This window comes from Rathayibacter sp. AY1H2 (genome assembly GCF_002931985.1).
Lineage (GTDB): Bacteria > Actinomycetota > Actinomycetes > Actinomycetales > Microbacteriaceae > Rathayibacter.
This window is the reverse complement of the sequence record NZ_PSUV01000016.1, coordinates 1-26,478: the sequence shown is the minus strand read 5'-3', so window position 1 is coordinate 26,478 and position 26,478 is coordinate 1. Positions and strand designations below refer to the sequence as shown.

Here is a 26,478-nt window from a genome sequence, read left to right as displayed (position 1 = left end):
CATCGTGGCGCTGCCGGGGATTCAGCACCAGTTCCGTTCACTGTCGGATCGTTCAGCCGGACTGTACGGTCGTCTCATGCTCGACGTGCACCGGCTCCGCATCCTCCGCTCCGTCGTCGCCTCCGGCTCGATCGCGGGAGCCGCCTCCGGCCTCGGCTACACGTCCTCCGCCGTCAGCCAGCACCTCTCCGCTCTGCAGCGCGACACCGGACTGACCCTGCTGGAGCGGGTGGGCCGCGGCGTCCGCCCGACCCCCGCCGGACGCGCCCTCGCCGCCCAGGCGGACCGCGTCCTCGAGCGCCTCGCCGAAGCGGAGGCCGTGGTGGAGGAGCTGCGCGAGGGCCGCTCCGGCCGCCTCTCGGTGACGTACTTCGCCTCCGTCGGCAGCGCCTGGATGCCGGAGGTCGCCCGCCGGCTGACCGCCGCGTTCCCCGGCCTCGCCCTCGATCTGCGCCTGGGAGAGGAGCTCGACGACGACCTCGGAGCGCGCCCCGACGTGCAGCTCCTCGTCGCCTCCTCCGAGCCGACCGCCCCCGGATTCACGGCGCACCACCTCCTCGACGACCCCTACCTCGTCGTCCTGCCCGACGGTCATCCGCTCGCCTCCCGGAGCGAGATCGACCTCGCCGAGCTCGCGAACGAGCGCTGGGTCGACAACGACCTGCCCACCGGCTGGTGCCGCCGGAACGTCGTGGAGGCCTGCGCCGCCGCCGGGTTCGCGCCGCCCTTCCACGTCCAGGCGAACGACCACATCACCGCCGCCGCGTTCGTCGCCGCGGGCATGGGAGTGACGGTCCTGCCGGAGCTCGCGGCCCACCGCCTGCCGGACGGCGTCCGCGCCGTGCCCGTCGTCCGTCCCCGGCCCGTCCGCTCCCTCGAGGCCGTCGTGCGCAACTCCGCCGCCTCCTCCGCACCGGTGGCCCTGGTGCTGGAGACACTGAAGGCACTCGTCGCACGCCGTTGAGCGCGCCTGCACGGGCGAGCTCGCAGCACATCGGAGCACGATGGGCGCGTGAGATCCGTCGAACCCGTCACCCGTTCCGCGCCCGCGCTCGGCGGACCGCGCATCCTGAAGCAGCGCTGGACAGAGGCGACGTTCCTGCACTGGCGGGTCGACCCCGCCCTGGTGGCGCCCCACCTCCCGGCCGGGACGAGGCCCGACGAACACGACGGCTCCTCCTGGGTGGGCCTGATCCCGTTCCGGCTCTCGCGGACGGCCTTCCTCGGCGGCCCGCGGGTGCCCTGGCTCGGCACCTTCCCCGAGGTGAACGTCCGGCTCTACTCCGTCGACGAGCAGGGACGACGCGGAGTCGTGTTCGTCTCGCTCGACGCCTCCCACCTCCTTCCCGTGCTCACCGCGCAGGCGGTGTTCGGGCTCCCCTACCGCTGGGCCCGGATGAGCATCGAGCACCGCCACGGCGCGGTGATCTACGACACGATCCGGCACTCGGACTCGGCCGCCCGCTCCCGGATCGTCGTCCGCCCGGGCGACCCGGTCGGCGAGGACCCGCTCGGCTCGTTCCTTACCGCACGCTGGGCCTACCACGAGCGCCACCTGGGCTCCACCTGGTACGGCCGCAACCTGCACCGACCGTGGCCGCTGCGCCGCGCGGAGCTGCTGGCGCTCGACGACGGGCTGCTCGACGCCGCGGGCTTCCCCGGGCTGGCGACGCGCGCGCCGGACTCGGTGCTGTACTCGGCGGGAGTGGAGACCGTGTTCACGGTGCCGCGGAAGGTGTGAGGGGGGCGACGCTCCTCCACAGACGGTTCTTCGCGATGCTGTCCGATGAAACGGCGCTCCCGAGGCCCACGGCGAGACTTCGTCCGGTGAGATCAGGGCATGAAGGAATCGGCGACAGTAGACGACGCGCTCACGGAGGCGCTCGCGCTCGCCGGCTCACGGCACGCTGAGCGGTCCGCCGTCGAGGCATCCCGGTACCGGGCAGTCGAGGAGGCACGCCGCCTCGCGATGGCGGCACCCGCGGCGCTCGTCGGCGAGCACGTCCAGGTGCAGGTGGATCGGGCGGAGGCGGCGCACCGGGCGCTGATCGCGGAGCTCGCGACGGGACTCCGGGTCTCGGAGGCACACGCCTCTGCACTGGTCGACGAGGCACGCCTGCTGGTGAACGACCTCCCGGCGACGTTGCGCGCACTCGCGGACGGAACCCTCTCCCCCGAGCACGCGCGACTCGTGGTGCGAGGAGCGCTCGACGTCCCCGCCGAGGTCCGTGGGCGCTTCGACGAGGAGGCCGCGACGATCGCGGTCGCCTGCACGCCGCCCCAGCTGCGACGCGCCCTCCGGTCGCTCCGGGAACGGCTGCACCCGCAGACGCTCAGCGAACGTCATAGGGACTGCGCCCGTCGTCGCGCGCTCTGGGTGGAGGGCCTCGACGACGGGATGGCGATCCTGCACCTCTACACCGCAGCTCCCGATGTGCTCGGCGCGATGGACAGGATCGACCGGGCCGCCCGCTCCCTCGCGGATCTGCCGGACGAGGAGCGGACGCTGGGCCAGCTCCGCGCGGACATCGCCGCTGCGCTGCTGGTCGACGGGGAGACATCGGCCGACGGAGACGGCACGTCGATGCCGGCGGGAGTGCGCGCCGAAGTCGCGGTGACCGTGCCGGCGCTGACCCTCCTCGGGCGGTCCGACCAGCCCGCCGTCCTCGACGGATACGGACCCGTCGATCCGGAGACCGCGCGGCGTCTCACAGCAGGTGCTCCCTCGTTCACGCGGCTGCTCACCCATCCGGAGAGCGGAGCGGTCCTCTCCGTCGGACGCGACTCCTACCGAGTGCCGGCGGACCTGCGTCGCCACCTCCAGCACCGCGACGGGACCTGCCGGTTCCCGGGATGCACCCGCAGCACCCGCCACGCGGACGTCGACCACACGAACGACTGGCACCACGGAGGCACCACGTCGGCCGACAACCTCGCGCACCTCTGCCGACACCACCACCGGCTCCGCCACACCACGGGGTGGACCCACCGGCAGGAGCCGGACGGCACGCTGCACTGGACGAGCCCGACGGGACGGCAGCATGTCACCCGGCCCGGGGAGCCGGGGAACGGGACGGAGGGCGGACACGATCCGACCGGGACCGGCGGGCCGTGACAAGGGGCAGGTCGGGTGGCGTGGACGGGCAGGTCAAGGGGCGGGCCCGCTTCGGCGCGCCCGCGTAGCGTGGACGGCACGGGCCGATAGGCGCGGAAGCGACAAGAGGGGCAGCGACATGGCAGGAACGAAGGACAGGAAAGACGCGACGACGGGGACCTCCGCGGTGCTCTTCGACATCGACGGGACCCTCGCCGACACGAACTTCCTCCACGTCGAGGCGTGGTCGCGCGCCTTCTGGCAGGCCGACCTCGTCGTGCCCGCCTGGCGCATCCAACGAGCGATCGGCGCAGACTCGTCGGAGCTGCTCGACATGCTCCTCGAGGACGAAGTGAAGGAGGAGCAGCGCGCACTGGTGAAGTCGCTGCACACCAAGAACTACGCCGAGACGACAGCACGCATCGTTCCACTTCCGGGAGCTCGCGAGCTCGTCGCGACGCTCGTAGGTCGAGGCGTCCACGTCGTCCTCGCCACCTCGGCACCGCAGAACGAGCTGGACGTGCTTCTCGACGTCCTCGACTTCGGCGGGTCCGTCCACGCTGTCACCAGCGGCGCCGACGTCTCCACCGCCAAGCCAGCACCCGACCTGATCTCTATCGCGCTCGACCGCGCGGGTGTCTCCGTCGACCGCGCCGTCATGGTCGGCGACGCGACCTGGGACGTCCTGGCCGCCGAGCGCGCGGGCCTGGCAACGGTCGGAGTCCTCTCCGGCGGAACCTCGGAGCACGAACTCCGCGAGGCCGGAGCCGTCGCCGTCTACGAGGACGCGGCGGCCGTCCTCACCGGTCTCGGTGAAGGGCCCCTCGCGAGCCTCCTGAACTGACCGACCGCCACCCCAGGAGGCTCACGAGCCTCAGTCGCGGGGTCGCCGTCGCAGCACGAGGAGCGTCACTCCGATGGCGGCGGCGACCGCGGCGAGAGCGCCGCCGATCCACAGGACGTCCCCGAGGAGTGCCGGGTCCGATCCGGACGTCGCCTGCGCTTCGTCGGCGGACTCGGCCTGTCCTCCTGAGACCGCGACGGTGCCGTTGCAGTCCGGGACCGAGTCCGACCCGTCGGCGAGCGCGGTCCCGTCGGCCGGCGCCCAGTCGAACGCGTATTGGCCCGACACGGGGTGCCCGTCGGTCGACACGACCTGCCAGGTCACCTCGTACTCCCCCGCCGCGCCGAGCTCGAGCGGCATCGACGCTTCCGGCCCGACGACGCTGACGCAGCCGTCGCCGTAGTAGAGCCCGTCCGGCCCGACGACGCGCAGAGCCGCCGCCGTTCCGTCCGTCCCGAGGACGAGCAGGTCGTCGTTCGTCGTCAGCACCAGCGTTCCCGGCTGCTCCGTCACGGTCGAGTCCGCAGCGGGAGTCGTCGAGACGAGGTAGTTGTGCGCGCTGGCGGGCGCCGCCACCGCGATCGAGCCGAGCAGCCCGATCGCGGTAACGGCGACGAGGGCCTTCCGACGGGTCACGCCGACGCCCGGGGTCCGCGGCGGCGGGAGGCGAGCCCGACGGCCACGCCGACCGCGCCGACGACGAGCCCGCCGACTCCGAGGATGCGGGCGAGCACGTCGTCGCCGCTCGTGGCCGTCGTCGCCAAGGCGGTGGTCGCGACCGCGTCGTCACCGTCGCCGTCGTCGTCGTGTCCGCCCCCGTGGCCGGACCCCGCTTCCGCCGCGGTCACCGCGACGGTGGGAGCGGGCAGCTCGGGCTCGTCCTGGCCATCGACGGTCGGCTGGTCCCAGGCGGTGCTGCCGGTCTCGCACGTCTGCAGCACGGGGAACTCCAGCGTGGAGCCCGCCGCGTCCTCGGGGAGCTGAAGCTGGAGGGCGACGGTGTCGCGGTAGCCGTCGGCGAGGGGCGTCTTCGCCGTGTAGACCACGTCCGAGACCCGCTTGGTCGCGGTGTTCCCGTGGGAGTCGGTGACCGGGTCGGCGATCGCGACCTCGTTCTTCACGACGTCCCAGTTCGGGTTGATCGTCGGGCTGACCGAGTTGATGCCGTCGGGCATCGTGATCGTGAGTCCCGTCGTCGGCGAGCCCTCGCAGCCGTGGGCCAGCGAGAACGTCACCACCGTGTACGAGCCGGCGGCGGTGCTGCTCGCCGCCGCGGTCACGTGGGCACTGGCCGCCGTGGGCGCGGCGATAGCGAGCGCGATCGATCCGGCGGCGACGAGTGCGCCGCTGCCGACGAGGCGGAGCCGCGAGAAGGAAGAAGAAGAAGAAGAAGAACGGGTCATGACGGTCGTGTCCTCGGGGGAGATCCGGCGCGGGGCCGGGAGTTCTGGACGCAGCGCGGGTCCGCGGTGCGTGCGGGGCGCCGACCGGAGCCGCTCCCGCACGGGAGGGGCGTCAGGCGGCGCGGAGGACCCGCAGCGGCGGCCCGCGGTGCCGGAGGATCGAGAGGACCGCGTCGAGGGATCGGGGCGCCCGCGGCTCGGGGGTACCCGTCATCGAGACGCCGGGGACCGACGGGAGCGCGACCGCGGACGCGCGGGCGACGATCCGAACGACGACGCGCTGGAGGCCTGCTCCCAGCGTCCAGAAGAGGCGCTCGCCGTACCGGAACGCCGCGATCGTGAAGGCAGCCGCAGCGAGGTGGGCGACGAGCATCAGCGGAGCGTGAGTCGCGTGTCCGCCTCCGCCGGCGATCAGCTCGATGGTCGACCCGTCGTGGAAGTGCGCGCCGGTGCCCGTCGTCCCGACCACGCTCACCTCCCCACCGCTGCCCGTGATGAGGAAGAGGCCGTGGTACGCGATCTGGCTGAGGAGCACGGAGAGCGTCAGCCGGGGAAGGGACGGACGGCGCCCCGAGAGGAGGACGCAGACGACGACGGCGAACGCCGCGGCGAGGGCGAGCACGGCAGGAGCGGGGGTCTCGGCGCCCGCGACCGTGTGGGAGGCGGCGGCCGTGGCGGTCGCGGCGAGAGCGGCGGCGACGCCGCGAGCCACTCGTGCACCTCGGGTCTGCACTCGCCCGTCCTCTCGTCGCGTCGACGCGTGCGCGCGACGTCTCCAGGGTAATCGACGCGGCGGAGCAGCTCCCCGCCGTCCCGGTTCCCTGCCGTTACGAAGCCGTTACCTAGATCACCGAAAGAAATCCAAACCCCCGCAGGGAGGGCTCCGAACACATGTCAACGGCCGCGACACGGTCCACACAGAACAGGTCCTCCGCATCACGTGGGGGCCGTCTCACGAAGGAGTAATCCCATGCGATCCACCAAGCGTTCCGCCCTCGCCGCATTCGCCCTGCTGGGCACCGCCGCCCTCGGCCTCACCGCCTGCTCGAGCGGAAGCGGCTCGACCACCGCCGCCAGCGACGCGGCGACCGAGATGTCGACCCCGATGGCCACCTCGTCGGCCTCCGCCTCCTCGACCCCCATGGCGACCATGGACCCGGCCGCGAACCTCGTCGGCCCCGGCTGTGCCGCCTACGCCGAGCAGGTCCCGGACGGCGCCGGCTCGGTCGAGGGCATGTCGCTCGACCCCGTTGCGACCGCCGCGTCGAACAACCCGCTGCTCACCACCCTGACCGCTGCGGTCTCCGGTGGCCTCAACCCCGACGTCAACCTCGTCGACACGCTGAACAGCGGCGAGTTCACCGTCTTCGCCCCCGTCGACGACGCGTTCGCCAAGCTCGACGCCGCGACCGTCGACTCCCTCAAGACCCCCGAGGGCGCCGCCACGCTGTCCTCGATCCTGACCTACCACGTCGTCCCCGGCCAGATCGCCCCTGACGCGATCGCCGGCGACCACGCAACCGTCCAGGGTGGCAACCTCACCGTCACCGGTTCCGGCGACGACCTGAAGGTCAACGACGCGTCCGTCATCTGCGGTGGCGTCCAGACCGCCAACGCGACCGTCTACCTCATCGACACCGTGCTGACCCCCCCGGCCAGCTGATTCCCCTCACCGGCTCCGGCCGGTGAACACGCCGAAGGGCGGGCACCTCGCGGTGTCCGCCCTTCGGCGTTCGTGCGTGCAGAAGCCCTCCGCGAAGCCGGGCACTGCAGAGTCGTCAAGCACAGAGTCGTCCAGCACAGAGTCGCGCAACGCAGCGCCGCCCCACGGGAAGCCGCACAGCGCGGAGCCCTGCGCAGTGCGGAGTCGGAGGGTCACCACGACCCGGCACTCGCCGTCACGCCGCACCACACAGCACCTACCACGAAAGACGACGAGGCGCGGACCCCGATGCAGGGGGTCCGCGCCTCGTCGTCGTGCGGTCGGCGGCTACTCGGCCGGGGCGCTGATCTCGCGCAGGACGCGGTCGCCGGGGCGGGCCTCGATCATCTCGGCCTCGATCTCGGCCCGGTCGAGCAGCTCCTCCATGCGGCGGCGACGGTTGCGCGTGATGAGCGTCACGACCGTGCCCGTCTTGCCCGCGCGGCCGGTGCGGCCGGAGCGGTGGAGGTACGTCTTGTACTCGTCGGGAGCGTCGGCCTGAATCACCAGGTCGATGTCGTCGACGTGGATGCCGCGCGCGGCCACGTCCGTCGCGACCAGCACGTCCACGCGTCCGCTGGTGAGCAGTGCGAGGTTGCGGGTGCGGCGCGACTGGTTGAGGTCGCCGTGGAGGCTCGTCGCGGGGATGTCCGCGTGGTCGAGCTGCTCCGCGAGCTGCTCCGCGAACGCGCGGGTCCGGGCGAAGATCAGCGTCTTGCCCTGGCGGGCGGCGAGCTGCTCGATGATCTCGGCCTTGTCGCGGTGCTCGATCAGGAGCACGCGGTGGTCGATGGTCGAGGACGCCTGGTCCTCGCCGGCGACCTCGTGGACGCTCGGCTCGACCAGGAACTCGTCGACGAGCGTCGCGACGCCCTTGTCGAGCGTGGCCGAGAACAGCAGCCGCTGGCCGCCGTCGGCGGTCTGGCGGAGGATGCGCTGCACCGGCTCGAGGAAGCCGAGGTCGCACATGTGGTCGGCCTCGTCGAGCACCGTGATGGTGATGTTCGAGAGGTCGAGGCGCCCCTGCTCGACGAGGTCCTCGAGGCGGCCCGGCGTCGCGATGACGATGTCGACTCCGCGCTGGAGGGCTCCGACCTGCTTGTACTGGGGGACGCCGCCGTAGATGGTCGTCGTGAACAGGCCGACGGAGCGGGCGATCGGCTGGATGGTCCGGTCGATCTGCATGGCGAGCTCGCGGGTCGGCGCGAGGATGAGCGCGCGCGGAGCCCGGCCCGGCTTGCGGCCCTTCGCTCCGTTGTTCTCCATCAGGCGCTCGACGACGGGGGCGCCGAAGGCGATGGTCTTGCCGGAGCCGGTCTTGCCGCGTCCGAGGACGTCCTTGCCGGCGAGCACCTCGGGGATGGTCGCGGCCTGGATCGGGAACGGCGCGGCCGCTCCGAGCTCGGTCAGCATCCGGACGATGTTCCCTCCCAGGCCGAGGTCGCCGAAGGTGACGCCCTCGACGTCGACGGCGAGCGTGGCCGTCGCCTCGAGGCGCTCGAGCACGACGTCGTCGGCCTGGTGCGGCGCACGGGCGTCGCGGCTGGGGTAGAAGTCCGAGCCGGAGTCGCGGCGCGAGGGCCGGGAGTCGCGGTCGAACGAGCGGGTCGGGCGGTCGCCGCGGTCGTGGCCGCGCGAGGGACGCGCGTCCCGGTCGAAGGAGCGGGCCGGGCGGTCGCTGCGGTCGAACGAGCGGGCGGGACGCTCGGTGCGGTCGTAGCCGCGCGAGGGGCGCTCGTCGCGGTCGCCGGTGCGGGCCGGACGGTCATCGCGCCCGTAGGAACGGGCCGGACGCTCGTCGCGGTCGTTCGAGCGGGCCGGACGCGCATCGCGGTCGAAGGAACGGGCCGGGCGGTCGCTCCGGTCGAAGGAACGCGCCGGACGCTCATCGCGCCCGTAGGAACGCGCCGGACGCTCGTCGCGATCGTTCGAGCGCGCCGGACGCGCATCGCGGTCGAAGGAACGGGCCGGACGGTCACTGCGATCGAAGGAACGCGCAGGACGCTCATCGCGATCGTTCGAGCGGGCCGGGCGTGCATCGCGGTCGTACCCGCGGGCCGGACGCTCGTCACGGTCGTTCGAGCGGGCCGGGCGTGCGTCGCGGTCGTAGCCGCGCGAGGGCCGCTCGTCGCGGTCGTTCCCGCGGGCGGGCCGATCGGCGCGCTCGGTGGCCCGCTCGGCGCGCTCGTCGGCGTTCCAGCGCGCCTTCTTGGGGGCGTTCTCGTCGACGGCGCGGAATCCGCGGTGGCCCTCGCTGCGCGAGCCCGGCTTGGCGCCGGGGAAGCGCGAGCGGCCGCCGAGTTGGGACTTGCCGCTCGAGGCGCCGAAGCGGTTGGGCTCGAAGTTCTTGGCCGGACGTCCGCCGGCGGGCTTCTTGTTCTTGGGCATGGCAGTTCTTCCTGGGTTCAGGTCGTGCGCGAGGAGGCGACGCCGGAGGAGCCCCGTCGTGAGGGGCGTCCGTGCGCTGGACTGCTGCGGGGCAGCAGGGGGAGAACCCGGGCGAGTCATTGACCGGGGCCGATTCACACATGTGATTCGTCTCACGACGACTGTCGGAGACTCGGCCCACTTGACTAACAAACCCATCCGCACGAGAACGCACGGTGTCAAGAGCCGACCGAACGAGTCTACACGCGGCCCCGGAGCCTGGCTAGGGCGGGGAGACGTGCGGCCAGGAGCCGCTCAGGTCGGGAGCCGCGAAGCCCGGGAGTCGTGCACCTCCGCAACCGGTCCCCCGCGGAGTCGCCCCGCATACAGCCCCCCGGCCCCGAGCCGCAGCACGATCGACGCGCGCCCGCGCGCAACGACCGCCCGTCCGCTACTGCGACGCCCGCCGGGCCCGGTACGCGGCCACGTTCGCGCGATTACCGCAGTTGCCCGTGTCGCAGTAGCGCTTCGAGCGGTTGCGGGAGAAGTCCACGAGCACCGCCTCGCAGTCCTCCGCCGCGCAGACGCGGATCCGCTCGCGCTCGTCGCCGCGGATCACGTCGACGAACGCCATGGCGGCCTCGACCAGGATGCGGGTGGCGAGCGGGCTCTCGTCGCGCGTCGCGTGGAGGTGCCAGCCGTAGGGTCCGTGCCGGACCAGCTGCGGGAGCGCGCGGCCGGAGTCGAGCATTCCGTTGACGACGGGGACGAGGTCCTCCTCGGCCCGCGTGAGCCAGAGTGTGCGGAGGGAGGAGCGAATCGCCCGCACGGCCTCCAGCTCCTCGGCCGATCCGTCGCGGCTGCCCGTGTACCGGTTCTCGAGGAGGAAGTCGTCCAGCTGCTCGATCGTCGCCATCTCGTCCTCGCCGGACGGCGACAGCTCGGGGAGCGTGTTGACGAGGGTGGCGGTGGAGGTCAGCGACGCCTCGACGTCATAGGCGAACACCATGTTGACTCCTGACAGTGCGGCTCAGTAGTGTGCGATCAGCTCGCTGTCACGAGTGTAATCCTTTTGACTCCTGAAGGAGCCGGCCATGACCGCCGAGAGCACCGCCGCCGTCACCCTCCCCGCCGCGAGCGCGCCCGCGCCTGCACGGCGCCTCGGCTCCGGCCTCGCCGCGGCGCTGGCCGCGTCGGCGGCGTTCGGTCTGGGCGGGCCGTTCGTGAAGCCGCTCCTCGAGGCGGGCTGGACGCCGGCGTCCGCGGTCCTCTGGCGGGCGGGCGGCGCGGCCCTGATCCTCGCGATCCCGGCGATCCTGTCCCTCCGCGGCCGCTGGCCCGTGCTCCGCCGCAACCTCGGCACGATCGCCCTCTACGGAGTCTTCGCCGTGATCGCCGCGCAGCTCTGCTTCTACAGCGCGATCGAGCACATGTCGGTCGGCGTCGCCCTGCTGATCGAGTACCTCGCGCCGGTGTTCCTCGTCCTCTTCGCCTGGGCGCGCACGCGCCGGCACCCCGGCCGCTTCACCCTCGCCGGCTCCGCGCTCGCGCTCGGCGGCCTGGTGCTCGTGCTCGACCTGTCCGGCGAGTCGACCCCCGAGCTGGTCGGCATCGCCTGGGCGCTGACCGCCTCGCTCGGCCTGTGCGTCTACTACGTCATCGCCGGTCGGGTGGATCCGGAGCTGCCGCCGATCGCGCTCACGGCGGGGGCGATGACGGTCGGCGCCGCGATCCTGCTGGCACTCGGGGCGCTCGGCGTCACACCGCTGCACGCGACCTTCGGAGAGGTGGTGTTCGTCGGAGCGGAGGTCAGCTGGCTCCTCCCCGCGGGCGTGATCCTCGGCATGTCGACGGTGCTGGCGTATCTGCTCGGGATCGAGGGCGGACGCCGTCTCGGCACGCGGATCGCCTCCTTCGTCGGGCTGACGGAGGTGCTGTTCTCGATCGCGGCCGCGTGGCTGATCCTCGGCGAGCTGCCCGCGCCGATCCAGTTCGTCGGCGGCGCGCTGATCCTCGCGGGGGTCGTCCTGGTCCGGCTGCAGCGCGAGCCCGGCACCCCCTGATCGCGGGGGTGCCGCATCCGGGGCGCCGGGCACCCCGTACGCTGATCGCACTCATGCGCGAGCCCACCCGATCCCCTCGACGCGTCGCCGCGGTCCTGGCCGCCCTCGCACTCCTCCTCTCGGGCTGCGCGAGCACCACTCCCGTCTCGGAGCCGGTGGCGCAGGCGCTCGGAGCGGCACCCGCACCCGACTGGTCCGGCGTGAGCGTGACGGCCGACGTCGTCTACGACGCGAGCACCGGGCAGAGCGTCGACGTCTGCTCCTCCCCTGCCCCGTCGGCGGAGCCGCGGCCCGCCGTCCTCGTCGTGCACGGCGGCAGCTGGGCCCGTGGAGGCAAGGCCGACGCGAACTGGCGCCCGATCTGCCAGTGGCTCGGATCGGAGGGGTTCGTCGCCGTCTCGGTCGACTACCGCCTCGCGCCCGCCGCCGTGTTCCCCGCGCAGCTCGACGATGTGACGGCCGCCCTCGACTGGCTGCTCGAGCCGGAGCAGACCGCGCGCTTCGGCATCGATCCGGAGCGGGTGGCGGCCTTCGGCGGCTCGGCCGGCGGCAACCTCGTCTCTCTGCTCGGCACGCTGCCGTCGACCTCGTCGCGCCTGGCCGCCGTGGTCGAGCTGAGCGGTCCCTCCGATCTCAGCGCCGCCGGCCTCGCCGACGACGACCCGGTTGTCGGAGTCGCGGCCGCCGTGCGCAGCTACCTCGACTGCGCGGACCTCGCCTCCTGCCCCGCTGCGACCGCCGCCTCGCCCCTCGCGCAGGTGGACGGCTCCGAGCCGCCGTTCCTCATCGCGCACGCGGCGCACGAGCGGGTCGCGCTCAGCCAGTCGACCCGCTTCGCGGAGGCGCTGCGCGGAGCGGGCTCGAGCGTCGACCTCCTCGTCCTCCCCGGCTCGCTGCACTCGATCGCGCTCCTCGACGACGCTCTGCGTGCTCGGGTCGTCGAGTTCCTCCGCGCCCACCTGGGCTCGTGAGCGGAGTCGTCGTCCGCCTCGAGGACGCAGCCGCAGCGGAGGGCCTCCTCGCCGCGGTCCCACCCCCGCACGCCCGCGTCCTGATCGCCCGGATCGACGGGGCGGCGGCCGGCGTGCTGGTGCTCGCTCCCGGCCCGGACGACTTCGCCGAGGTGCTGGAGCTCGTGGTCGACTCTGTCCACCGGCGCACGGGAGTCGCCCGACGGCTCGTCGCGGCGGCGGAGTCGTGGGCGCGGGTGCAGCGGATCCGCACGCTGCGCCTGGCCGCCGCTCCGGAGCTCGCCCCAGCGGCCGGGGCGCTCGGCTTCACGGCGATCGACGGCTTCGGAGCCCACGTCGGCGACGACGCGGTGCTCTGCTTCGCGCGTCCGGTCTGAGCAGCGCCCGATCCGAGGCGAACCGGGTCCGAGGAGCCCGGCCCGAGGGCCCGCCCGGTCGGAGGCCGACACGGCAGGACGCCCGGCGCCATCCCTGTGCCGCTCCCGAGAGGCGGCCCCGCCTCGTCCGGCGCGCACCCCCGCCGTCAGTCGATCGAGCAGCCCGGCTCGTCCGACAGCGCACGCTCGATCCGCGCGCGGTGCTCGTCCGACATCGGCGGCAGCGCGTCGGGCGCGAACCAGCCGACCTCGGTCGACTCGTCGTCCGCGACGTGGGCCTCCCCCGAGATCCAGCGGCAGCGCACCACGTGGTCGAGGTACTGCGAGCGGTCCCCGTTGGGGTACTGCATCGGCGGGAGGGTGTGCACCTGCACGAGGCGCTCGACCTCGATCTCGACACCCGCCTCCTCCTGCGCCTCGCGGCGGGCGGTCCCGGCGACGGTCTCGCCCGGGTCGATGATCCCGGTGACGGCCGTCCAGGCTCCGGTGTCGGCGCGCCGGACGAGCAGGACCTCGAGCGCCGGCTCCTCGCGGAGGATCACCGCGGTCACGCCGGTGAGCCAGAGCAGCTCGGTCCCGATCCGCTCGCGCAGTCGCAGCACGAAGTCGGGAGTCGCCATCAGTGCTCTTCGGGTCGGAAGTCGAACGCGACGATGCCGGCCGTGTCGACGAACGGCCCGACGAACTCCTTGAACGCGTCGTGCGCCGGATCCCAGTGCGCGGGGTCCTCGACGGCCGGCCGGCCCAGGTAGTAGTGCAGGTCGCCCTCGGAGGAGAAGGTCAGCAGGAACGCGCGGTCGAAGCCCTCGCCCGCGCCCTCGATGCTCAGCTGCGGCCCGGTCTCGATCGACTCGATGTAGGGCCGTCCGTCGCGGACGCACTCGTCGGCGAGGGCGAGGAAGCGGCGGGTGACCTCGTCCGCCTCGGCGACCAGCGCCGTCGGGCGGAAGCGGATCAGGACGAGGTGCCGGATCGTGCCCGGGCGGAAGTCGCGGGCGACGAAGCGCTCCGGACCGATCTCGTCGAGGACCGCGGTGGCGCGCTCCGGGCCGCTGCGCCAGCGCGAGCCGACCGTCTCGGCCGCATCCCTGATGTCCGTCATGCCGACGCCTTCCCGGCGCGGGCGGCACGCCGCCGCTCACGATACCCCTCGACCAGGTTGTAGACGACGGGCAGGACCACGAGGGTCAGCACCGTCGAGGACACCAGGCCGCCGATCACGACGATCGCCAGCGGCTGCGAGATGAAGCCGCCGTGGCCCGTGATCCCCAGCGCCATCGGCAGCAGCGCGAAGATCGTCGCGAGGGCGGTCATCAGGATGGGCCGGAGCCGCCGCTCGGTGCCGTGCAGCAGCGCCTCCCGCACCGGCATCCCGCGGTCGCGGTACTGGTTCACCAGGTCCACGAGCACGATCGCGTTCGTGACGACGATGCCGATCAGCATCAGCACGCCGATCAGGGACGGCACGCCCAGCGGCACGCCGGTGATCACCTGCAGGAGGATCGCGCCGGTCGCCGCGAACGGCACCGACACGAGCAGGAGCAGCGGCTGCAGGAGCGAGCGGAACGTCGCCACCATCACGACGTAGACGATCAGGATCGCGACCAGCAGCGCGATGCCCAGCTGCGAGAACGCGTCGGCCTGGTCGGCGGTCACTCCGCCGAGGGAGGCGTCGACACCGACCGGAAGCGCCGTCGCGTCGATCGCGTTCTGCACGGCGACGTTGGCCGAGGCGAGGTCGTCGCCCTCCGGGGTGACGGTGATGGTCGCGGTGCGCTGCCCGCGCTCGGTGGTGATGCTCGCCGGACCGTCCGTCTGCTCGACCGCCGCGAGGGTGGAGAGCGCGACGGTGCCGGTGAGGGTCGGCACCTCGAGGTTCCGCAGCTCGTCCACGGTGGCCGGCGGCTGCCCGTCGGCCAGGTAGATCGAGAGGGTGCGGTCGTCGATCACGACGCTGCCGACCTGGCTGGGCTGGAGCGCCTGGCTGACGATCGTGCCCACGGCGACCTCGCTGAGACCCGCCCGGGCCGCGGCGTCGCGGTCGACCCGCACCGCGATGTAGGGCAGCGAGGAGGAGAGGTTGCTCTCGGCCTGGCTGATCCCGTCGGTCCCGCGCAGGGCCTCGAGGAGCTGGTCGCTCGCGCTCTGGAGGTCGCTCTGCGAGGCGGTCGAGAGGTCGACCTCGATGTCCGAGGAGGCGCCGAAGCCGGAGGAGGCGGCGACGCTGATGTCCTCGGCCGAGGCGACGCCCGACAGCGCGTCGCGGACGTCCGCCTGCACGGCCTCCTGGTCGGCCGACTCATCGGTGGTGACGGAGTAGCGGATCGAGGTGCCGCCGCCTCCTCCCCCGCCGAACGCGCTCTGCAGACCGCCGGAGGAGCCGACGGTGAGCTGGACGGTCTCGACGCCGTCGACGCCGAGGATCGCCGTGCTCGCCTGCTGCGCCGTCGCGTCCTGCGCGTCGAGGCTCTGGCCGACGGGGACCGTCTGTGTGACGGTGAAGGTGTCCTGCCCGCTGGAGCCGAGGAAGTTCGTCTTCATCAGCGGGTACAGCGCACCGGTCCCGACGAGCACGAGCAGCGCGAGGAGGACGGTGACGACCGAGTGCTTCAGCGTCCAGTGGATGATCGGGCCGTACACCGACTGCAGCCCGCGCGCCCGCCGGGGAGCGGCGTGGGCGCCGTGGTGCGGGGCCTCCTCGACCGGCGCGGCGGTGTCGGCCGGGACCCCCGAGGCGGGTGCCCCTCCGGCCGCCGCGCGCTCCTCCGCGAGCGCCGCCTGCGCGGCCTGGCGCACCGCCGGCCGCTTCGAGGGGCGGAGGAACCAGTAGGCGAGCACCGGCACGATCGTCAGCGCCACCACGAGGGAGGCGAGCAGGGCGATCGACACGGTCAGCGCGAAGGGCCGGAACAGCTCGCCCGTGGTGCCGCCGACGAACGAGATCGGCAGGAACACCGCGACCGTGGTGATCGTGGAGGCGGTGATCGCGCCGGCGACCTCGCGGACGGCGACCGCGATGGTCCGGGCCCGGTCCTCACCCGCGTCGAGGTGCCGCTTGATGTTCTCGATCACGACGATGGAGTCGTCGACCACACGGCCGATCGCGATGGTGAGCGCGCCGAGGGTCAGGATGTTGAGGGTGTAGCCGGCCGTCTGCAGGCCGATGAAGGTGATCAGCACCGAGGTCGGGATCGAGATGGCCGTGACCAGGGTCGAGCGCACCGACAGCAGGAACAGCAGGATCACCAGCACGGCGAAGACGAGGCCGAGCGCCCCCTCCTGCGCGAGCGACGCGATCGACTCCTGGATGTAGGGCGCCTGGTCGAAGACCGGGGTGAAGGCTGCGTTGTCGCCGATCGACTCCTCGAGGTCCGGGAGCAGCGCGGCCACGCCGGTCGACACGTCGACGGTGTTCGCGGCCGGGAGCTTGGTGATCGAGAGGGTCAGGGCGGGCTGGCCGTTGACGCGCGAGATCGAGGTGACGGGGGCGTCGGTGACGGCGACCGTCGCGACGGAGCCGAGGGTGGTGACGGTCGGCTCTGCGGTCACGGCCGCGCCTCCCGCCGCCGCTCCGGCGTCGGAGCCGCCCGCCGAAGCGCCGGAGCCCGCGGAGGCACCCGCGCCCGCTGACGCACCGGCGCCGCCCGCACCCGCGGAGGCACCTGCGGACGGCAGCAGCGGCAGCGCCGCGATCGCGTCGGTCGAGTCGAGCTTGACGCCCGACTGCACCGAGAAGGTCGACCCGTCCTGGGTGATCTGTCCGCCCGCGACGAGCACGCCGTTCTGCTGCAGGGCCGAGCGGATGTCGCCGGTCGAGAGGCCGGCCGCGGCGAGCGCCGCGTCGTCCGGGGTGATCGTGACGCGCTGGGCGGTCTCGCCGACGAGCGCCGCCTCGCGCACGCCCTCGACCTTCTCCAGGTCCGGGATGACCGTGGTGCGCAGGCGCTCGGCCAGCGCGTCCGCGTCGCCGTCGCTCGACACGGCGAGCTGCAGCACCGGCAGGTCGTCGAGGGAGCCGGTGACCACCTGCGGGTCGACGCCGTCCGGGAGCGTGCTCTTGATCCGGTTGATCGCCTGCAGGATCTTCTGCTCAGCGGTGGCGAGATCGGTGCCGTAGGTGAAGGACGCCGAGATGAGGGAGGAGTCCGTGGAGGACGTCGCGCTGGTCGTCTCGAGCCCCGGCACCCCCTGGATGGCGGTCTCGATCGGCGTCGAGACGTCGTCGTTGACCACCTCCGGAGCGGCGCCCGGGTAGGACGTGACGACGGCGAGCTGCGGGAAGGAGATCGACGGCGCGAGCTCCTGCTTGAGCCCGGTCAGGGCGACTCCGCCGAAGACGGCGATGACGACGGTGACGAGCGCGATGAGCGCCCGGTTCTTCATGCTGAGGACCGCGAGGAGATGCACCCTCCGAGTCTTCCATCAGCCGACTGAGTGTTGGGAGGGACGCGGCGTTCCGGGGCGCGCGACGGGGCGACCCGCGCCACCGGCCGGCCCGGACGCCCTCAGCCCAGGCGGACCTCCGCCGTCGACGACCCGACAGTGAGGCTCACTGCAGCGCCCGCCCCCGCGCTCGAGAGCGCGAAGTCCCCGGCGAAGGCCCGGACTCCGACGCGCCCCTCGGCGTCCGTCCGGAGCACCGTCGGCTCGAGCCACCAGTCCCCGCGGATCCGCGAGCGCAGCGCCTCAAAGGCCGGCTTCGGGCTCCCGTCGCGGCGGAGGAACCCGCCCGGCGCTCCGAGCCAGGCTCCGGCGTCGTCGAAGCCCCAGTAGGTGATCGCCTCGACCGCCGGATGCGCGACCAGCGTCTCGTAGTGCCGCACCATCTCGTCCGCCTGCCGCGCCTCCCCCTCCGGAGTGGTCGGCCAGTCCTCGACCACGTGGTCGTTGAGGTCCTCGATCTCGGCGGGCATCAGCTCGCCCGAGACGAGGGTGGTCTCGGTCCAGTGCAGCGGCACACCGAAGCGCGCGAACCTGTCGCAGATCGCCGCGATCTGCTCCTCCCCGCGGAACCCCTGGTGCATGTGCGACTGCAGGCCGATCGCATCGGGCCGGATCCCGGCCTCGAGCACGTCCTCGATCAGCCGCTCGTACTCGGGCCCGAGGTCGAAGTCGTTCAGCACGAGCACCGGTCCGGTGCCGAGGCTGCGCGCCTCCGAGAAGGCCAGCTCGACCATGCCGACGCGTCCCTTCTCGCGGGCGAGGCGGGTGACGGCGTTCGTCACGCCGTCCGGCTCGTTCGCGAAGCGCGGCATGATGACGACCTCGTTGATCGCGTCCCAGGTGTCGATCAGCCCGGCGAAGGCGCCCACCTCCCGGCGGATGCGCGCGCGGAGGAGCTGCTCGGCCTCGTCCAGCGGCAGCGCGTCGAGCCACTCCGGCTTCACGTAGTGCCAGACCAGCGGGTGCCCCTTCAGCCGGACGCCGTCCGCGGCGAGCGCGCGCGCCTCGGCGAGCACCTCCTCCGTCGCGGTGCGGCCGCGCTCCGGCTCGAAGCGGCCCCAGTAGACGGGGAGCGTCGCCGTGTCGAACAGGTCGAGCCAGAGCCGGCGCTCCTCGGCGCGCGCGGGGTCGGTGCTCGGAGGGGTGCAGCCGAAGGCGAAGGCGTGGCGGCGCTGCTCGACCGTCACGTCGGCGTGGGCGAGCGGAGCGCCGTCGGCACCGAGGACGGTGACGAGGGCGTCGGCGAGACGGGGGCTGAAGTCGGTCATGCGGGGCCTCTCAGGCGGGGTGGCGCTCGTCGAGCGCCGTGTACTCGGATCGGGTGAGCGGGAGGACCGCTCCGTGCTTGGTGTCCTCGGGCAGGTCGAACTCCTCCGCGAGCTCCCAGCGGCCCGAGGCCGGGTCGGTGCTCGTGTAGGCGCGGTAGCCGTAGGGGCGGAGGGCGTACTGGTCGACCCAGAGCGACCAGCGCTCCTCGCGGTGGTGCCGGAAGACCAGCGGCCCCTCGATGCTCGGGCCGAGCTCCTGCCCGATCCCCCGCGCGACGGTGGCGAAGTCGTCCGCGAAGAGGGAGGAGCCGACCTGCTGGAACACCTGCATCGTGTCGGGGGCCTCGTCGTGCTGCTTGGCGAAGCGGTGGACGGCCGTGCCCTCGATCAGCAGCGTCATGTCGATCACTCCGCCGGGCAGCCGCAGGTAGGTCTCGGGCTCGGTGAACGTGAGGAAGTCGCGCGTGCGGGACATCAGGATGCGGCTGTCGCCCGTCTCGCCGGTGGCGGGGTCGCCGTCCTCGGCCAGGCCGGAGGACCAGTGCACGAGGAAGTCGCCCGAGACCGGGTCGTAGACCGACTCCGGCGCCCAGGCCATGCCCGCGCCCTCGGGAGCGACGGCGACCGCGCGCGGCTCGGACCACTCGAGGAGGTCCGTGGAGTCCCAGACCACGAGGTCGCGGCTCCCCCGGTGCCGGTAGAGGTCCCAGTCCGGGCCCTCGGGCCGCCAGACGCGGAGGTCGGTGGCGACGAGGTGGAAGCCCCGCGGCCCGCGGAAGATGTGGCGGTCGCGGACGCCGCCCGTGCCGCCGGTCCACTCCAGCACCGGCCCGAGCGCGCGCCAGCGCAGCGGATCGTCGCCCCGGCTGAGCGAGAGGAAGATCTTCTCGCTGTGGCCGGTCCGGTCCTCCACGAAGTGGACCAGCAGGTAGCCGTACCCGTCGCTCATGAGAGAACGATCTCACACGCCCGGCGGGCACTCCACCTCAGACCACGTCGGCGAGGTACCCCGGGTCGGCTGCCGGGTGCCGCGCGACCTGCGCCCACGCCGTCGCGAGCGCCTCCACGGCCCGGTCGGTCGCCTCGGGCGAGTAGCCGATCGGGATGCGGAGGAACCGCTCGAAGGCGCCGTCGATCCCGAAGCGCGGGCCCGCGGTGATCAGCAGGCCCGCCGTCCGAGCGGCGAGCGCCAGCTGCGAGCTCGCCGGCCGGCCCAGGCCCACCCAGGTGGAGAGGCCGCCCGAGACCCGCGGCACGCTCCACTCCGGGATCGCGCGCGCCAGGGCCGCCTCGAGGTGGTCGCGGCCCGCGCGCAGCTGCGAGCGCCGCAGCTCCAGCACGCCGTCCATCCGGCCGAGCATGTCCGCGACCAGGAGCTGCTCCAGGATCGGCGTGCCGAGGTCGCTCGCCGAGCGCGCCAGCGCCAGCTTGCGGATCACCGCCCGCTCGGCGCGGATCCAGCCGATCCGGATGCCGCCCCACAGCGTCTTGCCGACGGAGCCGATCGAGAGCACCGTCCCCTCGGGCCCGTAGGCGGCGAACGGCAGCGGCGTCATCCGCCGGTCGATGTCGAGCTCGGCCGTCGTCTCGTCGGCGATGATCAGCGTGCCCTGCCGGGCCGCGGCGGCGATCGCCCGCTCCCGCAGCTCGGGGGCCATGGAGCGGCCGGTCGGGTTGTGGAAGTCGGGCATCAGGTAGGCCAGGCTCGGGCTCGTGCCGCGCAGCGCGGCGATCAGGCCCTCTCCGTCCCAGCCGTCCGCCCCGTCGACGTTCACCGGCACGAGCCGCGCGCCGGCCAGCCGGAGGGCCTCGTAGGCGTGCGGGTAGGTCGGGGCCTCGATCAGCGCCCGGTCGCCCCGCGCGAGCAGGGTGCGGGCGACGAGCGCGATCGCGTGCTGCGCGCCGATGGTCACCATGATCTGGCCGGGCTCGGTGCGCAGACCCCGCGCGGTGTAGCGCTCGGCGATCGCGCGGCGCAGCACCGGCAGGCCGACGGTGTCGTAGGAGCCGGAGTCGAAGTGCTCGGGGGCCGCCTGCGCCGCGCGGGTGTACGCCTCGGCCAGCTCGGGAACGGCGGGCAGGGCCGCCTTCGTGAAGTCGAGGAAGTCCGGCGCGAGCGAGGGCACCGCGTGCACGGCCGCTCCCGGCAGGCGGGTGACGCTGCCGGAGCCGCGCACGCTGACGAGGTAGCCGCTGTCGCGCAGCTCGCGGTACGCGGCGGCCACGGTCGTGCGGCTGACGCCGAGGCGGGCCGAGAGCTCGCGCTCGGCGGGCAGGCGGCTGCCCGCGGGGATGCGGCCGTCGATCCCGAGGAGGCGGATCCTATCGGCCAGCGCGAGGTAGGCGGGCCGGGTGCCGCGCTGCTCGCGCCAGTCGCCGAGGAGGGTCTGCAGGGCGCGCGCGCCGAAGTGGACATCAGCCATGCGTCCAAGGTAGCCGGATTGGACCGCGCGAAGAAGGCCAATGTCGCGCTGTGATGAGTCCATGACGCTCACCGCTCCCGTCGCCGCCGCCGCTCCCCCGGCTGGCCAGTGGCGCCTCCGACCCGTGCCGCGCCTGCTGGTGGGCCTGATCCTCTACGGATTCGCCGACGCGATGATGATCCGCGCGGCGATCGGCGTGGACCCGTGGACCGTCTTCGCCCAGGGCGTCGCGCACCAGACCGGGCTCGGGATCGGACTGCTCACGAACGTGATCGGCCTGCTCGTCCTGCTGCTGTGGATCCCCCTCCGACAGCGGCCCGGTCTCGGCACCGTGCTGAACGTGCTCGTGGTCGGCACGATGATCGATGTCGGGCTGCGCGTGCTGGCGACGCCGGACGAGTGGTGGGCCCGCGGCCTGCTCTTCGCCGGAGGCCTCGTGCTTCTGGCGGTCGCGAGCGGGATCTACATCGGCGCCCACCTCGGTCCGGGGCCCCGCGACGGACTGATGCTGGGCCTGCACACCCGCACGGGCCTGCCGATCTGGAGGGCGCGCTCGGGCGTCGAGCTCACGGTGCTGCTCATCGGCTGGGCCCTCGGCGGCGACGCCGGCCTCGGCACCCTCCTCTTCGCGGTGCTGATCGGGCCGCTCTGCTCGGTGACCCTGCCTCTGCTCGGGGTGCGGAGGCACGGACCCGCGCACGACGGACGCCCCGCCTCCCGGACCGGTTCCGGGAGGCGGGGCCTTCGCGATCGGATCGGCTAGCGCTTGGCCGCGATCTCCGCGCGCATCCGCGACGCCTCGTCGGAGTCCTGGATCGAGGCGATCCCCTCGGTGATCGAGGTGCCCGACGCGGGGGCCTCGTGCTCGTCCGCTCCGAGCGTGGTCTCGTCGAAGGGCGAGCGCCCGCCGAGGACCTCGCGGACCTGCACCATGTCGATCTGCTTGGTCCAGGTGCCCACGAGAAGGGTGGCGACCGCGTTGCCGGTGAAGTTGGTGACCGCGCGGGCCTCGGACATGAAGCGGTCGATGCCGACGATCACACCGACGCCGTTGACCAGGTCGGGACGGAAGGACTGGAGGCCGCCGGCCAGCGTGGCCAGGCCCGCTCCGGTGACGCCCGCGGCGCCCTTCGAGGCGATCATCATGAAGAGGAGGAGGCCGATCTGCTCCGGGATCGACATCGGCGCTCCGGTGGCCGAGGCGATGAACAGCGACGCCATCGTGAGGTAGATCGCCGTGCCGTCGAGGTTGAAGGAGTAGCCGGTGGGCACGGTGATGCCGACGACGGGCTTGGAGACGCCGAGGTGCTCCATCTTCGCGATCAGGCGGGGCAGCGCCGCCTCCGAGGAGGAGGTGCCGACGATCAGCAGGTACTCGCGGGCCAGGTACTTCATCAGCGAGAAGATGCTGACGCCGGTCACCAGGCGCAGCAGCAGGCCGAGGACGACGACCACGAAGATCGCGCAGGTGATGTAGAAGCCGATCATCAGGGTGGCGAGAGCGACGACCGCTCCCCAGCCGGTCTTGCCGACGACCGCGGCGATGGCGCCGAACGCGCCGATCGGGGCGACCCAGAGCACCATCGAGAGGATGCGGAAGACCAGGACCTGGAGCTGCTTGATCGCTCCGAGGATCGGCTGGCCCTTGGCGCCCATCTTCTGCAGCGCGAAGCCGACGAGCAGCGCGACGAAGAGGGTCTGCAGGATGCTGCCGTCCACGAGCGAGGAGAACAGCGAGACGGGGATGATCCCGAGGACGAAGTCGCTGGTGCTCTCGGCCTTGAGGTCGCTGGTGTCGTAGGTGGCGCTCGAGATGTCGAGGCCCTCGCCCGGGTGCAGGATGTTGCCGACGACGAGGCCGATCGCCAGGGCGAAGGTCGACATCACGATGAAGTAGCCCAGCGCGAGTCCGCCGACCTTGCCGACCGTGGCGGCCTTCGCGATGGAGCCGATGCCGATGACGATGGTGCAGAAGATGATCGGCGCGATCATCATCTTGATCAGTCCGACGAAGGCCTTGCCGACGGGCTCGAGCGTCGCCGCGAAGGCGGGAGCGACGAGTCCGACCACGACGCCGGCGACCACGGCGATGATGACGGCGATGTAGAGCCAGTGGTTCCGGTCGATGCGCCGCCGGGTCTTCGGAGGGGTGACCGCGGGGATCAGCCGGTCGGACGGCGTCTGAGGCGTCTTCGCCATGGGGGTGTCCTTCTCTTCGTCGAGGTGAGGGGGTAGGACGATGGTGGCCCCGCCTCCGGAGCCCGGCACGGTTGCGTTCATACTGTTCACGGCGGGGCGCCCCGAGCGCTCGCTCACGAGGGAGTGGCATGGTCAGGACGCCGAGCGCACGCGGACCGCGCGGCAGCATCGCCGCGCGCCTGTTCGCCGTGCAGCTGCTGAGCATCCTGCTGATCGCCGCGGCGGCCGTCGCGGTGCTGGCCCTCGACGCGCGGAGCCGAGCCGGCGACGAGGCCGCCCAGCGGAGCCTCGTCGTGGCGCGGACGGTGGCCGACAATCCGTTCGTCCTCGAGTCGACGGCCGGCGCGGATCCCTCCGCGAGCCTGCAGCCGTACGCCGAGGAGGTCATGCGGGACACCGGCGTCGACTTCCTCACGATCATGGCCCCCGACCGCACCCGGTACACCCACCGCGGCCGCGACCGGATCGGCCTGCCGTTCCAGGGCACGATCGAGCCCGCGCTGGAGGGGCGGACCTTCACCGAGACGTACACCGGCACGCTCGGGCCCTCCGTCCGCGCCGTCGCGCCGATCGAGGACGCCGACGGCGCGGTCGTCGCGCTCGTGTCGGCGGGCGTCACGCTCTCGGCCGTGGACGCCTCCTTCGCCGCCCGCGTGCAGGTCGTCGCGTGGGGCGCGCTCGGTGCGGTCGCGCTCGGCGCGCTCGGCTCGTGGCTCCTCGCCCGCTACCTGCGGCGGGTCACGGGCGGGCGGGGCCCGGAGCAGATGAGCCAGGTCTTCGCCTACTACGAGTCCGTCCTGCACTCGGTGCGGGAGGGGTTACTGCTGGTCGACGATCGCGGCCGACTGGTGCTCGCCAACGACCACGCGCTGGAGCTGCTCGGGCTCGAGGGCGTGCGGACGCCGGTGCCGGTCGCCGAGCTCGACCTCCCCGTCGCCCTGCGCGAGCTGCTGCAGGACGACGAGCCCGTCTCGGACCGCCTGGTCGTGGCCCGCGAGCGGATCCTCGTGGTGAACGAGCGGCCCGCCGCCTCCCCCGGCGCCCGCCCCCTGGGCACGGTCGTCACGCTCCGGGACCGCACCGAGCTGCAGCGGGTGAGCGGCGAGCTGGAGTCGCTGCGCACCCTCTCGGACGCGCTGCGCTCGCAGACCCACGAGTTCTCGAACCGCCTGCACACCATCGCGTCGCTGATCGAGCTCGGCCGGCCCGACGAGGCGCTCGCGTTCGCCGCCGGCGAGCTGAACCTCAGCCAGCGCCTGGCCGACCGGGTCCTCGGCTCCGTGCAGGAGCCGGTGATCGCCGCCCTGCTGCTGGGCAAGGCCGCGCAGGCCCGCGAGCGCGGCGTCGAGCTGCACTTCGAGACGCACCTCGAGCCCGGCACGCAGGGGCTGGAGCCCGGGGACCTCGTGACGGTGCTGGGCAATCTGATCGACAACGCCCTCGACGCGGCCGCCTCCTCCGCTCCGGACCGCGAGCCGTGGGTGGAGGTCTACCTCGGCCTCGCCGAGGGCGAGCTGGTGGTGCAGGTGTCGGACAGCGGCCCCGGAGTCGCCGGCACCGCCGACGTCTTCGCGCGCGGCTACTCGACGAAGGAGTCGGACGGCTTCGGCCGCGGCATCGGCCTGGCGCTGGTGCAGCAGGTGGTGGAGCGGCTCGGCGGCTCGATCGAGGTCTCGCGCCACATCGGCGCGGTGTTCACGGTGCAGCTGCCGCTGCCCGCGCGGGTGGCGTCGTGATCCGGGTGCTCGTCGTCGAGGACGAGCCGCTGACCGCGAGCGCCCACGCCGACTACGTCCGGCGGGTCGACGGCTTCGAGGTGGCCGCGGTCGCCGGCAGCGGGGCGGAGGCGATCCGGGCCCTGCGCGCGGACCCGGGCATCGCGCTGATCCTGCTCGACATGAACCTGCCGGACATGGGCGGCCTCGACCTCTGCCGGGCCGTCCGGGCGGCGGGCCTGGACGTCGACGTCATCGCGATCACCGCCGTCCGCGACGCCGCGAACGTGCGCGCCTCCGTCGCCGCCGGCATCGTGCAGTACCTGATCAAGCCGTTCGTCTTCAGCGCGTTCGCCGCCAAGCTCGCCAGCTACCGGTCGTACCGCGAGCGGATGCACGGCGCCGACGTCGCCAGCCAGCACGAGGTGGACGGGGCCTTCGCGGCGCTCCGCACCTCCAACGCCCCGGGTCTGGCCAAGGGGCTCTCAGCGCAGACCCTCGAGGCCGTCACCGCGCTGCTGGGTCCCGTCGGCCTCTCGGCGGCCGAGCTCGCCACCCGCCTCGACATCTCGCGGGTGACGGCCCGCCGCTACCTCGAGCACCTCGCCGACTCCGGAGTCGCGGACCGCGCGCCCCGCTACGGCTCCCCCGGCCGCCCGGAGCTGGAGTACCGCCGCCGCTGAGCGCACGTCAGGCGGCCCGCAGCGCGGCGGCGATCTCCTCCTCGATCAGGTCGTGGTTGATCGCCGCGCCCACGCGCAGCCCGTCGGCGGACGAGGCGACGACCTGCGCCATCGGCTCGACCAGCGAGCCCGCGGCGAAGACCCCGGCGACGCCGGTCCGGCCCATCGGGTCGACGGCGAGGTGCCGCGCGACTCCCGACGGATGGTCGGCGAGCTCGAGGCCGAGCCCCTCGGGGAGCCGCCCCTCGACCCGCGGGCCGACGACGAGCGCGTCGAGCTCGTGCCGCCGACCGTCGATCACCACGCCGACCAGGCGGTCGTCCTCGACGAGGACCTTCTCGACGCGACCCGGCACGAGAGCGATCCCGCGGGCGGCCAGCCCCGCCGCCTCGTCGCCGACGGGCGCGGGTGCGCCGTGGAGCAGGATCGACGTCCGGTCGCTGAGCTGTCGGAACATCTGCGCCTGGTGCCCGGCGAACGAGCTGCCGAGCACGCCGATCCGCCGGCCGCGCACCTCGAAGCCGTGGCAGTAGGGGCAGTGCAGGACGTCCCGTCCCCAGCGGGCGCCGAGCCCGGGGATCTCCGGCAGCAGGTCGCGGACGCCGGTCGCGAGCAGGAGGCGGCGCGCGCGGAGGACCGTGCCGTCGGCGAGGGTCGCGGTCACGCCCTCGGCACCCGCGGAGGCGCGGACCGCCTCGCCCTCGACCACCCGGGCTCCGTAGCCCTCGGCCTCGGCGCGCGCCAGACGCACCAGCTCCGTGGGCGGGACGCCGTCGCGGGTCAGCACGTTGTGGGCACCGGGCGAGGGTGCGTTGCGCGGAGGTCCGCCGTCGACGACGAGGACGTCGCGGAGACTGCGGCCGAGGGCGGTGGCGGCGGCGAGGCCGGCGAAGGAGGCGCCGAGGATCAGGACGTCGGCGGGGGCG

General features: G+C 73.2%; 24 protein-coding genes. 11 read left to right on the top strand and 13 right to left on the bottom strand.

Annotated features, from left to right (window positions below; translation table 11 throughout):
• Positions 1 to 76: 76 nt before the first annotated feature.
• From C5C29_RS12155 to C5C29_RS12140, 4 genes are all read left to right on the top strand, one after another.
• Positions 77 to 964, top strand: a complete 888-nt coding sequence (locus tag C5C29_RS12155) for a LysR family transcriptional regulator (RefSeq protein ID WP_104223831.1) — start codon at positions 77 to 79, stop codon at positions 962 to 964.
• A 48-nt stretch (positions 965 to 1,012) separates the two neighbouring features.
• Complete coding sequence (locus tag C5C29_RS12150; RefSeq protein WP_104223830.1) at positions 1,013 to 1,741, top strand: YqjF family protein; 729 nt, start codon at positions 1,013 to 1,015, stop codon at positions 1,739 to 1,741.
• Positions 1,742 to 1,840: 99 nt separating this feature from the next.
• Positions 1,841 to 3,115 carry an HNH endonuclease signature motif containing protein gene (locus C5C29_RS12145; RefSeq protein ID WP_104308419.1) on the top strand — a complete coding sequence of 425 codons (1,275 nt, stop codon included), beginning with the start codon at positions 1,841 to 1,843 and terminating at the stop codon, positions 3,113 to 3,115.
• A gap of 118 nt (positions 3,116 to 3,233) precedes the next feature.
• Positions 3,234 to 3,938, top strand: coding sequence for an HAD family hydrolase (locus C5C29_RS12140; protein WP_104223828.1), 705 nt, complete (start codon positions 3,234 to 3,236; stop codon positions 3,936 to 3,938).
• A gap of 30 nt (positions 3,939 to 3,968) precedes the next feature.
• Here the strand turns inward: C5C29_RS12140 and C5C29_RS12135 are convergent, their stop codons facing one another.
• The 3 genes from C5C29_RS12135 to C5C29_RS12125 all read right to left on the bottom strand — a co-directional run bounded on the left by C5C29_RS12135 (position 3,969) and on the right by C5C29_RS12125 (position 6,053).
• A complete protein-coding gene (locus C5C29_RS12135) occupies positions 3,969 to 4,574 on the bottom strand; it encodes a copper resistance CopC family protein (RefSeq protein ID WP_104223827.1) in 606 nt (201 codons plus the stop codon).
• On the bottom strand, positions 4,571 to 5,341 hold the full coding sequence (locus C5C29_RS12130; protein WP_104223826.1) for a YcnI family protein: 771 nt from the start codon (positions 5,339 to 5,341) through the stop codon (positions 4,571 to 4,573). Before C5C29_RS12130 ends, C5C29_RS12135 begins: the two co-directional genes overlap by 4 nt.
• A 112-nt stretch (positions 5,342 to 5,453) precedes the next feature.
• The gene (locus tag C5C29_RS12125; RefSeq protein WP_104223825.1) at positions 5,454 to 6,053 is read right to left on the bottom strand and encodes a hypothetical protein; all 600 of its coding nucleotides are present in this window, start codon (positions 6,051 to 6,053) and stop codon (positions 5,454 to 5,456) included.
• A 258-nt stretch (positions 6,054 to 6,311) separates the two neighbouring features.
• Between C5C29_RS12125 and C5C29_RS12120 the strand changes: the two genes are divergently transcribed.
• Positions 6,312 to 7,004, top strand: coding sequence for a fasciclin domain-containing protein (locus C5C29_RS12120; protein WP_104223824.1), 693 nt, complete (start codon positions 6,312 to 6,314; stop codon positions 7,002 to 7,004).
• 327 nt (positions 7,005 to 7,331) lie between these two features.
• Here the strand turns inward: C5C29_RS12120 and C5C29_RS12110 are convergent, their stop codons facing one another.
• Positions 7,332 to 9,431: a DEAD/DEAH box helicase gene (locus C5C29_RS12110; protein ID WP_104308417.1), complete on the bottom strand. Its 2,100-nt coding sequence runs from the start codon at positions 9,429 to 9,431 to the stop codon at positions 7,332 to 7,334.
• Between the two features lie 430 nt (positions 9,432 to 9,861).
• A complete protein-coding gene (locus C5C29_RS12105; protein WP_104226176.1) occupies positions 9,862 to 10,419 on the bottom strand; it encodes a CGNR zinc finger domain-containing protein in 558 nt (185 codons plus the stop codon).
• 85 nt (positions 10,420 to 10,504) lie between these two features.
• Between C5C29_RS12105 and C5C29_RS12100 the strand changes: the two genes are divergently transcribed.
• The 3 genes from C5C29_RS12100 to C5C29_RS12090 are packed head-to-tail and all read left to right on the top strand — an operon-like array spanning position 10,505 to position 12,821.
• On the top strand, positions 10,505 to 11,473 hold the full coding sequence (locus tag C5C29_RS12100) for a DMT family transporter (RefSeq protein ID WP_104308416.1): 969 nt from the start codon (positions 10,505 to 10,507) through the stop codon (positions 11,471 to 11,473).
• A gap of 53 nt (positions 11,474 to 11,526) precedes the next feature.
• Positions 11,527 to 12,444 (top strand): alpha/beta hydrolase, encoded by a 918-nt coding sequence (locus C5C29_RS12095; RefSeq protein ID WP_104308415.1) that lies wholly within the window; start codon positions 11,527 to 11,529, stop codon positions 12,442 to 12,444.
• Positions 12,441 to 12,821, top strand: a complete 381-nt coding sequence (locus C5C29_RS12090) for a GNAT family N-acetyltransferase (protein ID WP_104308414.1) — start codon at positions 12,441 to 12,443, stop codon at positions 12,819 to 12,821. The genes C5C29_RS12095 and C5C29_RS12090 overlap by 4 nt, the downstream gene beginning before the upstream one ends.
• Before the next feature lie 146 nt (positions 12,822 to 12,967).
• Here the strand turns inward: C5C29_RS12090 and C5C29_RS12085 are convergent, their stop codons facing one another.
• From C5C29_RS12085 to C5C29_RS12060, 6 genes are all read right to left on the bottom strand, one after another.
• Positions 12,968 to 13,441 (bottom strand): NUDIX domain-containing protein, encoded by a 474-nt coding sequence (locus C5C29_RS12085; RefSeq protein WP_104226172.1) that lies wholly within the window; start codon positions 13,439 to 13,441, stop codon positions 12,968 to 12,970.
• Positions 13,441 to 13,923: a Dabb family protein gene (locus tag C5C29_RS12080; protein ID WP_104267150.1), complete on the bottom strand. Its 483-nt coding sequence runs from the start codon at positions 13,921 to 13,923 to the stop codon at positions 13,441 to 13,443. The genes C5C29_RS12085 and C5C29_RS12080 overlap by 1 nt, the downstream gene beginning before the upstream one ends.
• Positions 13,920 to 17,228, bottom strand: coding sequence for an efflux RND transporter permease subunit (locus C5C29_RS12075; protein ID WP_104308413.1), 3,309 nt, complete (start codon positions 17,226 to 17,228; stop codon positions 13,920 to 13,922). The genes C5C29_RS12080 and C5C29_RS12075 overlap by 4 nt, the downstream gene beginning before the upstream one ends.
• 98 nt (positions 17,229 to 17,326) lie before the next feature.
• Positions 17,327 to 18,532, bottom strand: a complete 1,206-nt coding sequence (locus C5C29_RS12070) for an endo-1,4-beta-xylanase (RefSeq protein WP_104308412.1) — start codon at positions 18,530 to 18,532, stop codon at positions 17,327 to 17,329.
• Between the two features lie 10 nt (positions 18,533 to 18,542).
• Entirely contained in the window at positions 18,543 to 19,481 is a 939-nt protein-coding gene (locus C5C29_RS12065; protein ID WP_104308411.1) for a glycoside hydrolase family 43 protein, read from the bottom strand.
• A gap of 37 nt (positions 19,482 to 19,518) precedes the next feature.
• A complete protein-coding gene (locus tag C5C29_RS12060; protein ID WP_104257666.1) occupies positions 19,519 to 20,955 on the bottom strand; it encodes a PLP-dependent aminotransferase family protein in 1,437 nt (478 codons plus the stop codon).
• A gap of 61 nt (positions 20,956 to 21,016) precedes the next feature.
• On the opposite strand from C5C29_RS12060, the gene C5C29_RS12055 reads away from it, so the two are divergent.
• Positions 21,017 to 21,718: a hypothetical protein gene (locus C5C29_RS12055; RefSeq protein WP_308470868.1), complete on the top strand. Its 702-nt coding sequence runs from the start codon at positions 21,017 to 21,019 to the stop codon at positions 21,716 to 21,718.
• Here the strand turns inward: C5C29_RS12055 and C5C29_RS12050 are convergent.
• On the bottom strand, positions 21,715 to 23,154 hold the full coding sequence (locus tag C5C29_RS12050; protein ID WP_104223811.1) for a cation:dicarboxylate symporter family transporter: 1,440 nt from the start codon (positions 23,152 to 23,154) through the stop codon (positions 21,715 to 21,717). The two genes, C5C29_RS12055 and C5C29_RS12050, sit on opposite strands and share 4 nt — an antisense overlap.
• Positions 23,155 to 23,282: 128 nt before the next feature.
• Here C5C29_RS12050 and C5C29_RS12045 point away from each other — a divergent pair, with 128 nt between their 5' ends.
• Both C5C29_RS12045 and C5C29_RS12040 read left to right on the top strand, forming a co-directional pair.
• The gene (locus C5C29_RS12045; RefSeq protein ID WP_104308410.1) at positions 23,283 to 24,890 is read left to right on the top strand and encodes a sensor histidine kinase; all 1,608 of its coding nucleotides are present in this window, start codon (positions 23,283 to 23,285) and stop codon (positions 24,888 to 24,890) included.
• On the top strand, positions 24,887 to 25,552 hold the full coding sequence (locus C5C29_RS12040; RefSeq protein ID WP_104223809.1) for a response regulator: 666 nt from the start codon (positions 24,887 to 24,889) through the stop codon (positions 25,550 to 25,552). The genes C5C29_RS12045 and C5C29_RS12040 overlap by 4 nt, the downstream gene beginning before the upstream one ends.
• Positions 25,553 to 25,559: 7 nt before the next feature.
• Here the strand turns inward: C5C29_RS12040 and C5C29_RS12035 are convergent.
• Positions 25,560 to 26,478 (bottom strand): NAD(P)/FAD-dependent oxidoreductase (locus C5C29_RS12035; RefSeq protein ID WP_104308409.1); only part of this gene is annotated, 919 nt, incomplete at its 5' end.

Coding starts and splice junctions, on each gene's coding strand:
- C5C29_RS12070 (WP_104308412.1), bottom strand. CDS start 18,532: ATGACCGACTTCAGCCCCCGTCTCGCCGACGCCCTCGTCACCGTCCTC.
- C5C29_RS12045 (WP_104308410.1), top strand. CDS start 23,283: ATGGTCAGGACGCCGAGCGCACGCGGACCGCGCGGCAGCATCGCCGCG.
- C5C29_RS12140 (WP_104223828.1), top strand. CDS start 3,234: ATGGCAGGAACGAAGGACAGGAAAGACGCGACGACGGGGACCTCCGCG.
- C5C29_RS12060 (WP_104257666.1), bottom strand. CDS start 20,955: ATGGCTGATGTCCACTTCGGCGCGCGCGCCCTGCAGACCCTCCTCGGC.
- C5C29_RS12080 (WP_104267150.1), bottom strand. CDS start 13,923: ATGACGGACATCAGGGATGCGGCCGAGACGGTCGGCTCGCGCTGGCGC.
- C5C29_RS12110 (WP_104308417.1), bottom strand. CDS start 9,431: ATGCCCAAGAACAAGAAGCCCGCCGGCGGACGTCCGGCCAAGAACTTC.
- C5C29_RS12085 (WP_104226172.1), bottom strand. CDS start 13,441: ATGGCGACTCCCGACTTCGTGCTGCGACTGCGCGAGCGGATCGGGACC.
- C5C29_RS12105 (WP_104226176.1), bottom strand. CDS start 10,419: ATGGTGTTCGCCTATGACGTCGAGGCGTCGCTGACCTCCACCGCCACC.
- C5C29_RS12100 (WP_104308416.1), top strand. CDS start 10,505: ATGACCGCCGAGAGCACCGCCGCCGTCACCCTCCCCGCCGCGAGCGCG.
- C5C29_RS12050 (WP_104223811.1), bottom strand. CDS start 23,154: ATGGCGAAGACGCCTCAGACGCCGTCCGACCGGCTGATCCCCGCGGTC.
- C5C29_RS12130 (WP_104223826.1), bottom strand. CDS start 5,341: ATGACCCGTTCTTCTTCTTCTTCTTCTTCCTTCTCGCGGCTCCGCCTC.
- C5C29_RS12055 (WP_308470868.1), top strand. CDS start 21,017: ATGACGCTCACCGCTCCCGTCGCCGCCGCCGCTCCCCCGGCTGGCCAG.
- C5C29_RS12155 (WP_104223831.1), top strand. CDS start 77: ATGCTCGACGTGCACCGGCTCCGCATCCTCCGCTCCGTCGTCGCCTCC.
- C5C29_RS12120 (WP_104223824.1), top strand. CDS start 6,312: ATGCGATCCACCAAGCGTTCCGCCCTCGCCGCATTCGCCCTGCTGGGC.
- C5C29_RS12145 (WP_104308419.1), top strand. CDS start 1,841: ATGAAGGAATCGGCGACAGTAGACGACGCGCTCACGGAGGCGCTCGCG.
- C5C29_RS12095 (WP_104308415.1), top strand. CDS start 11,527: ATGCGCGAGCCCACCCGATCCCCTCGACGCGTCGCCGCGGTCCTGGCC.
- C5C29_RS12065 (WP_104308411.1), bottom strand. CDS start 19,481: ATGAGCGACGGGTACGGCTACCTGCTGGTCCACTTCGTGGAGGACCGG.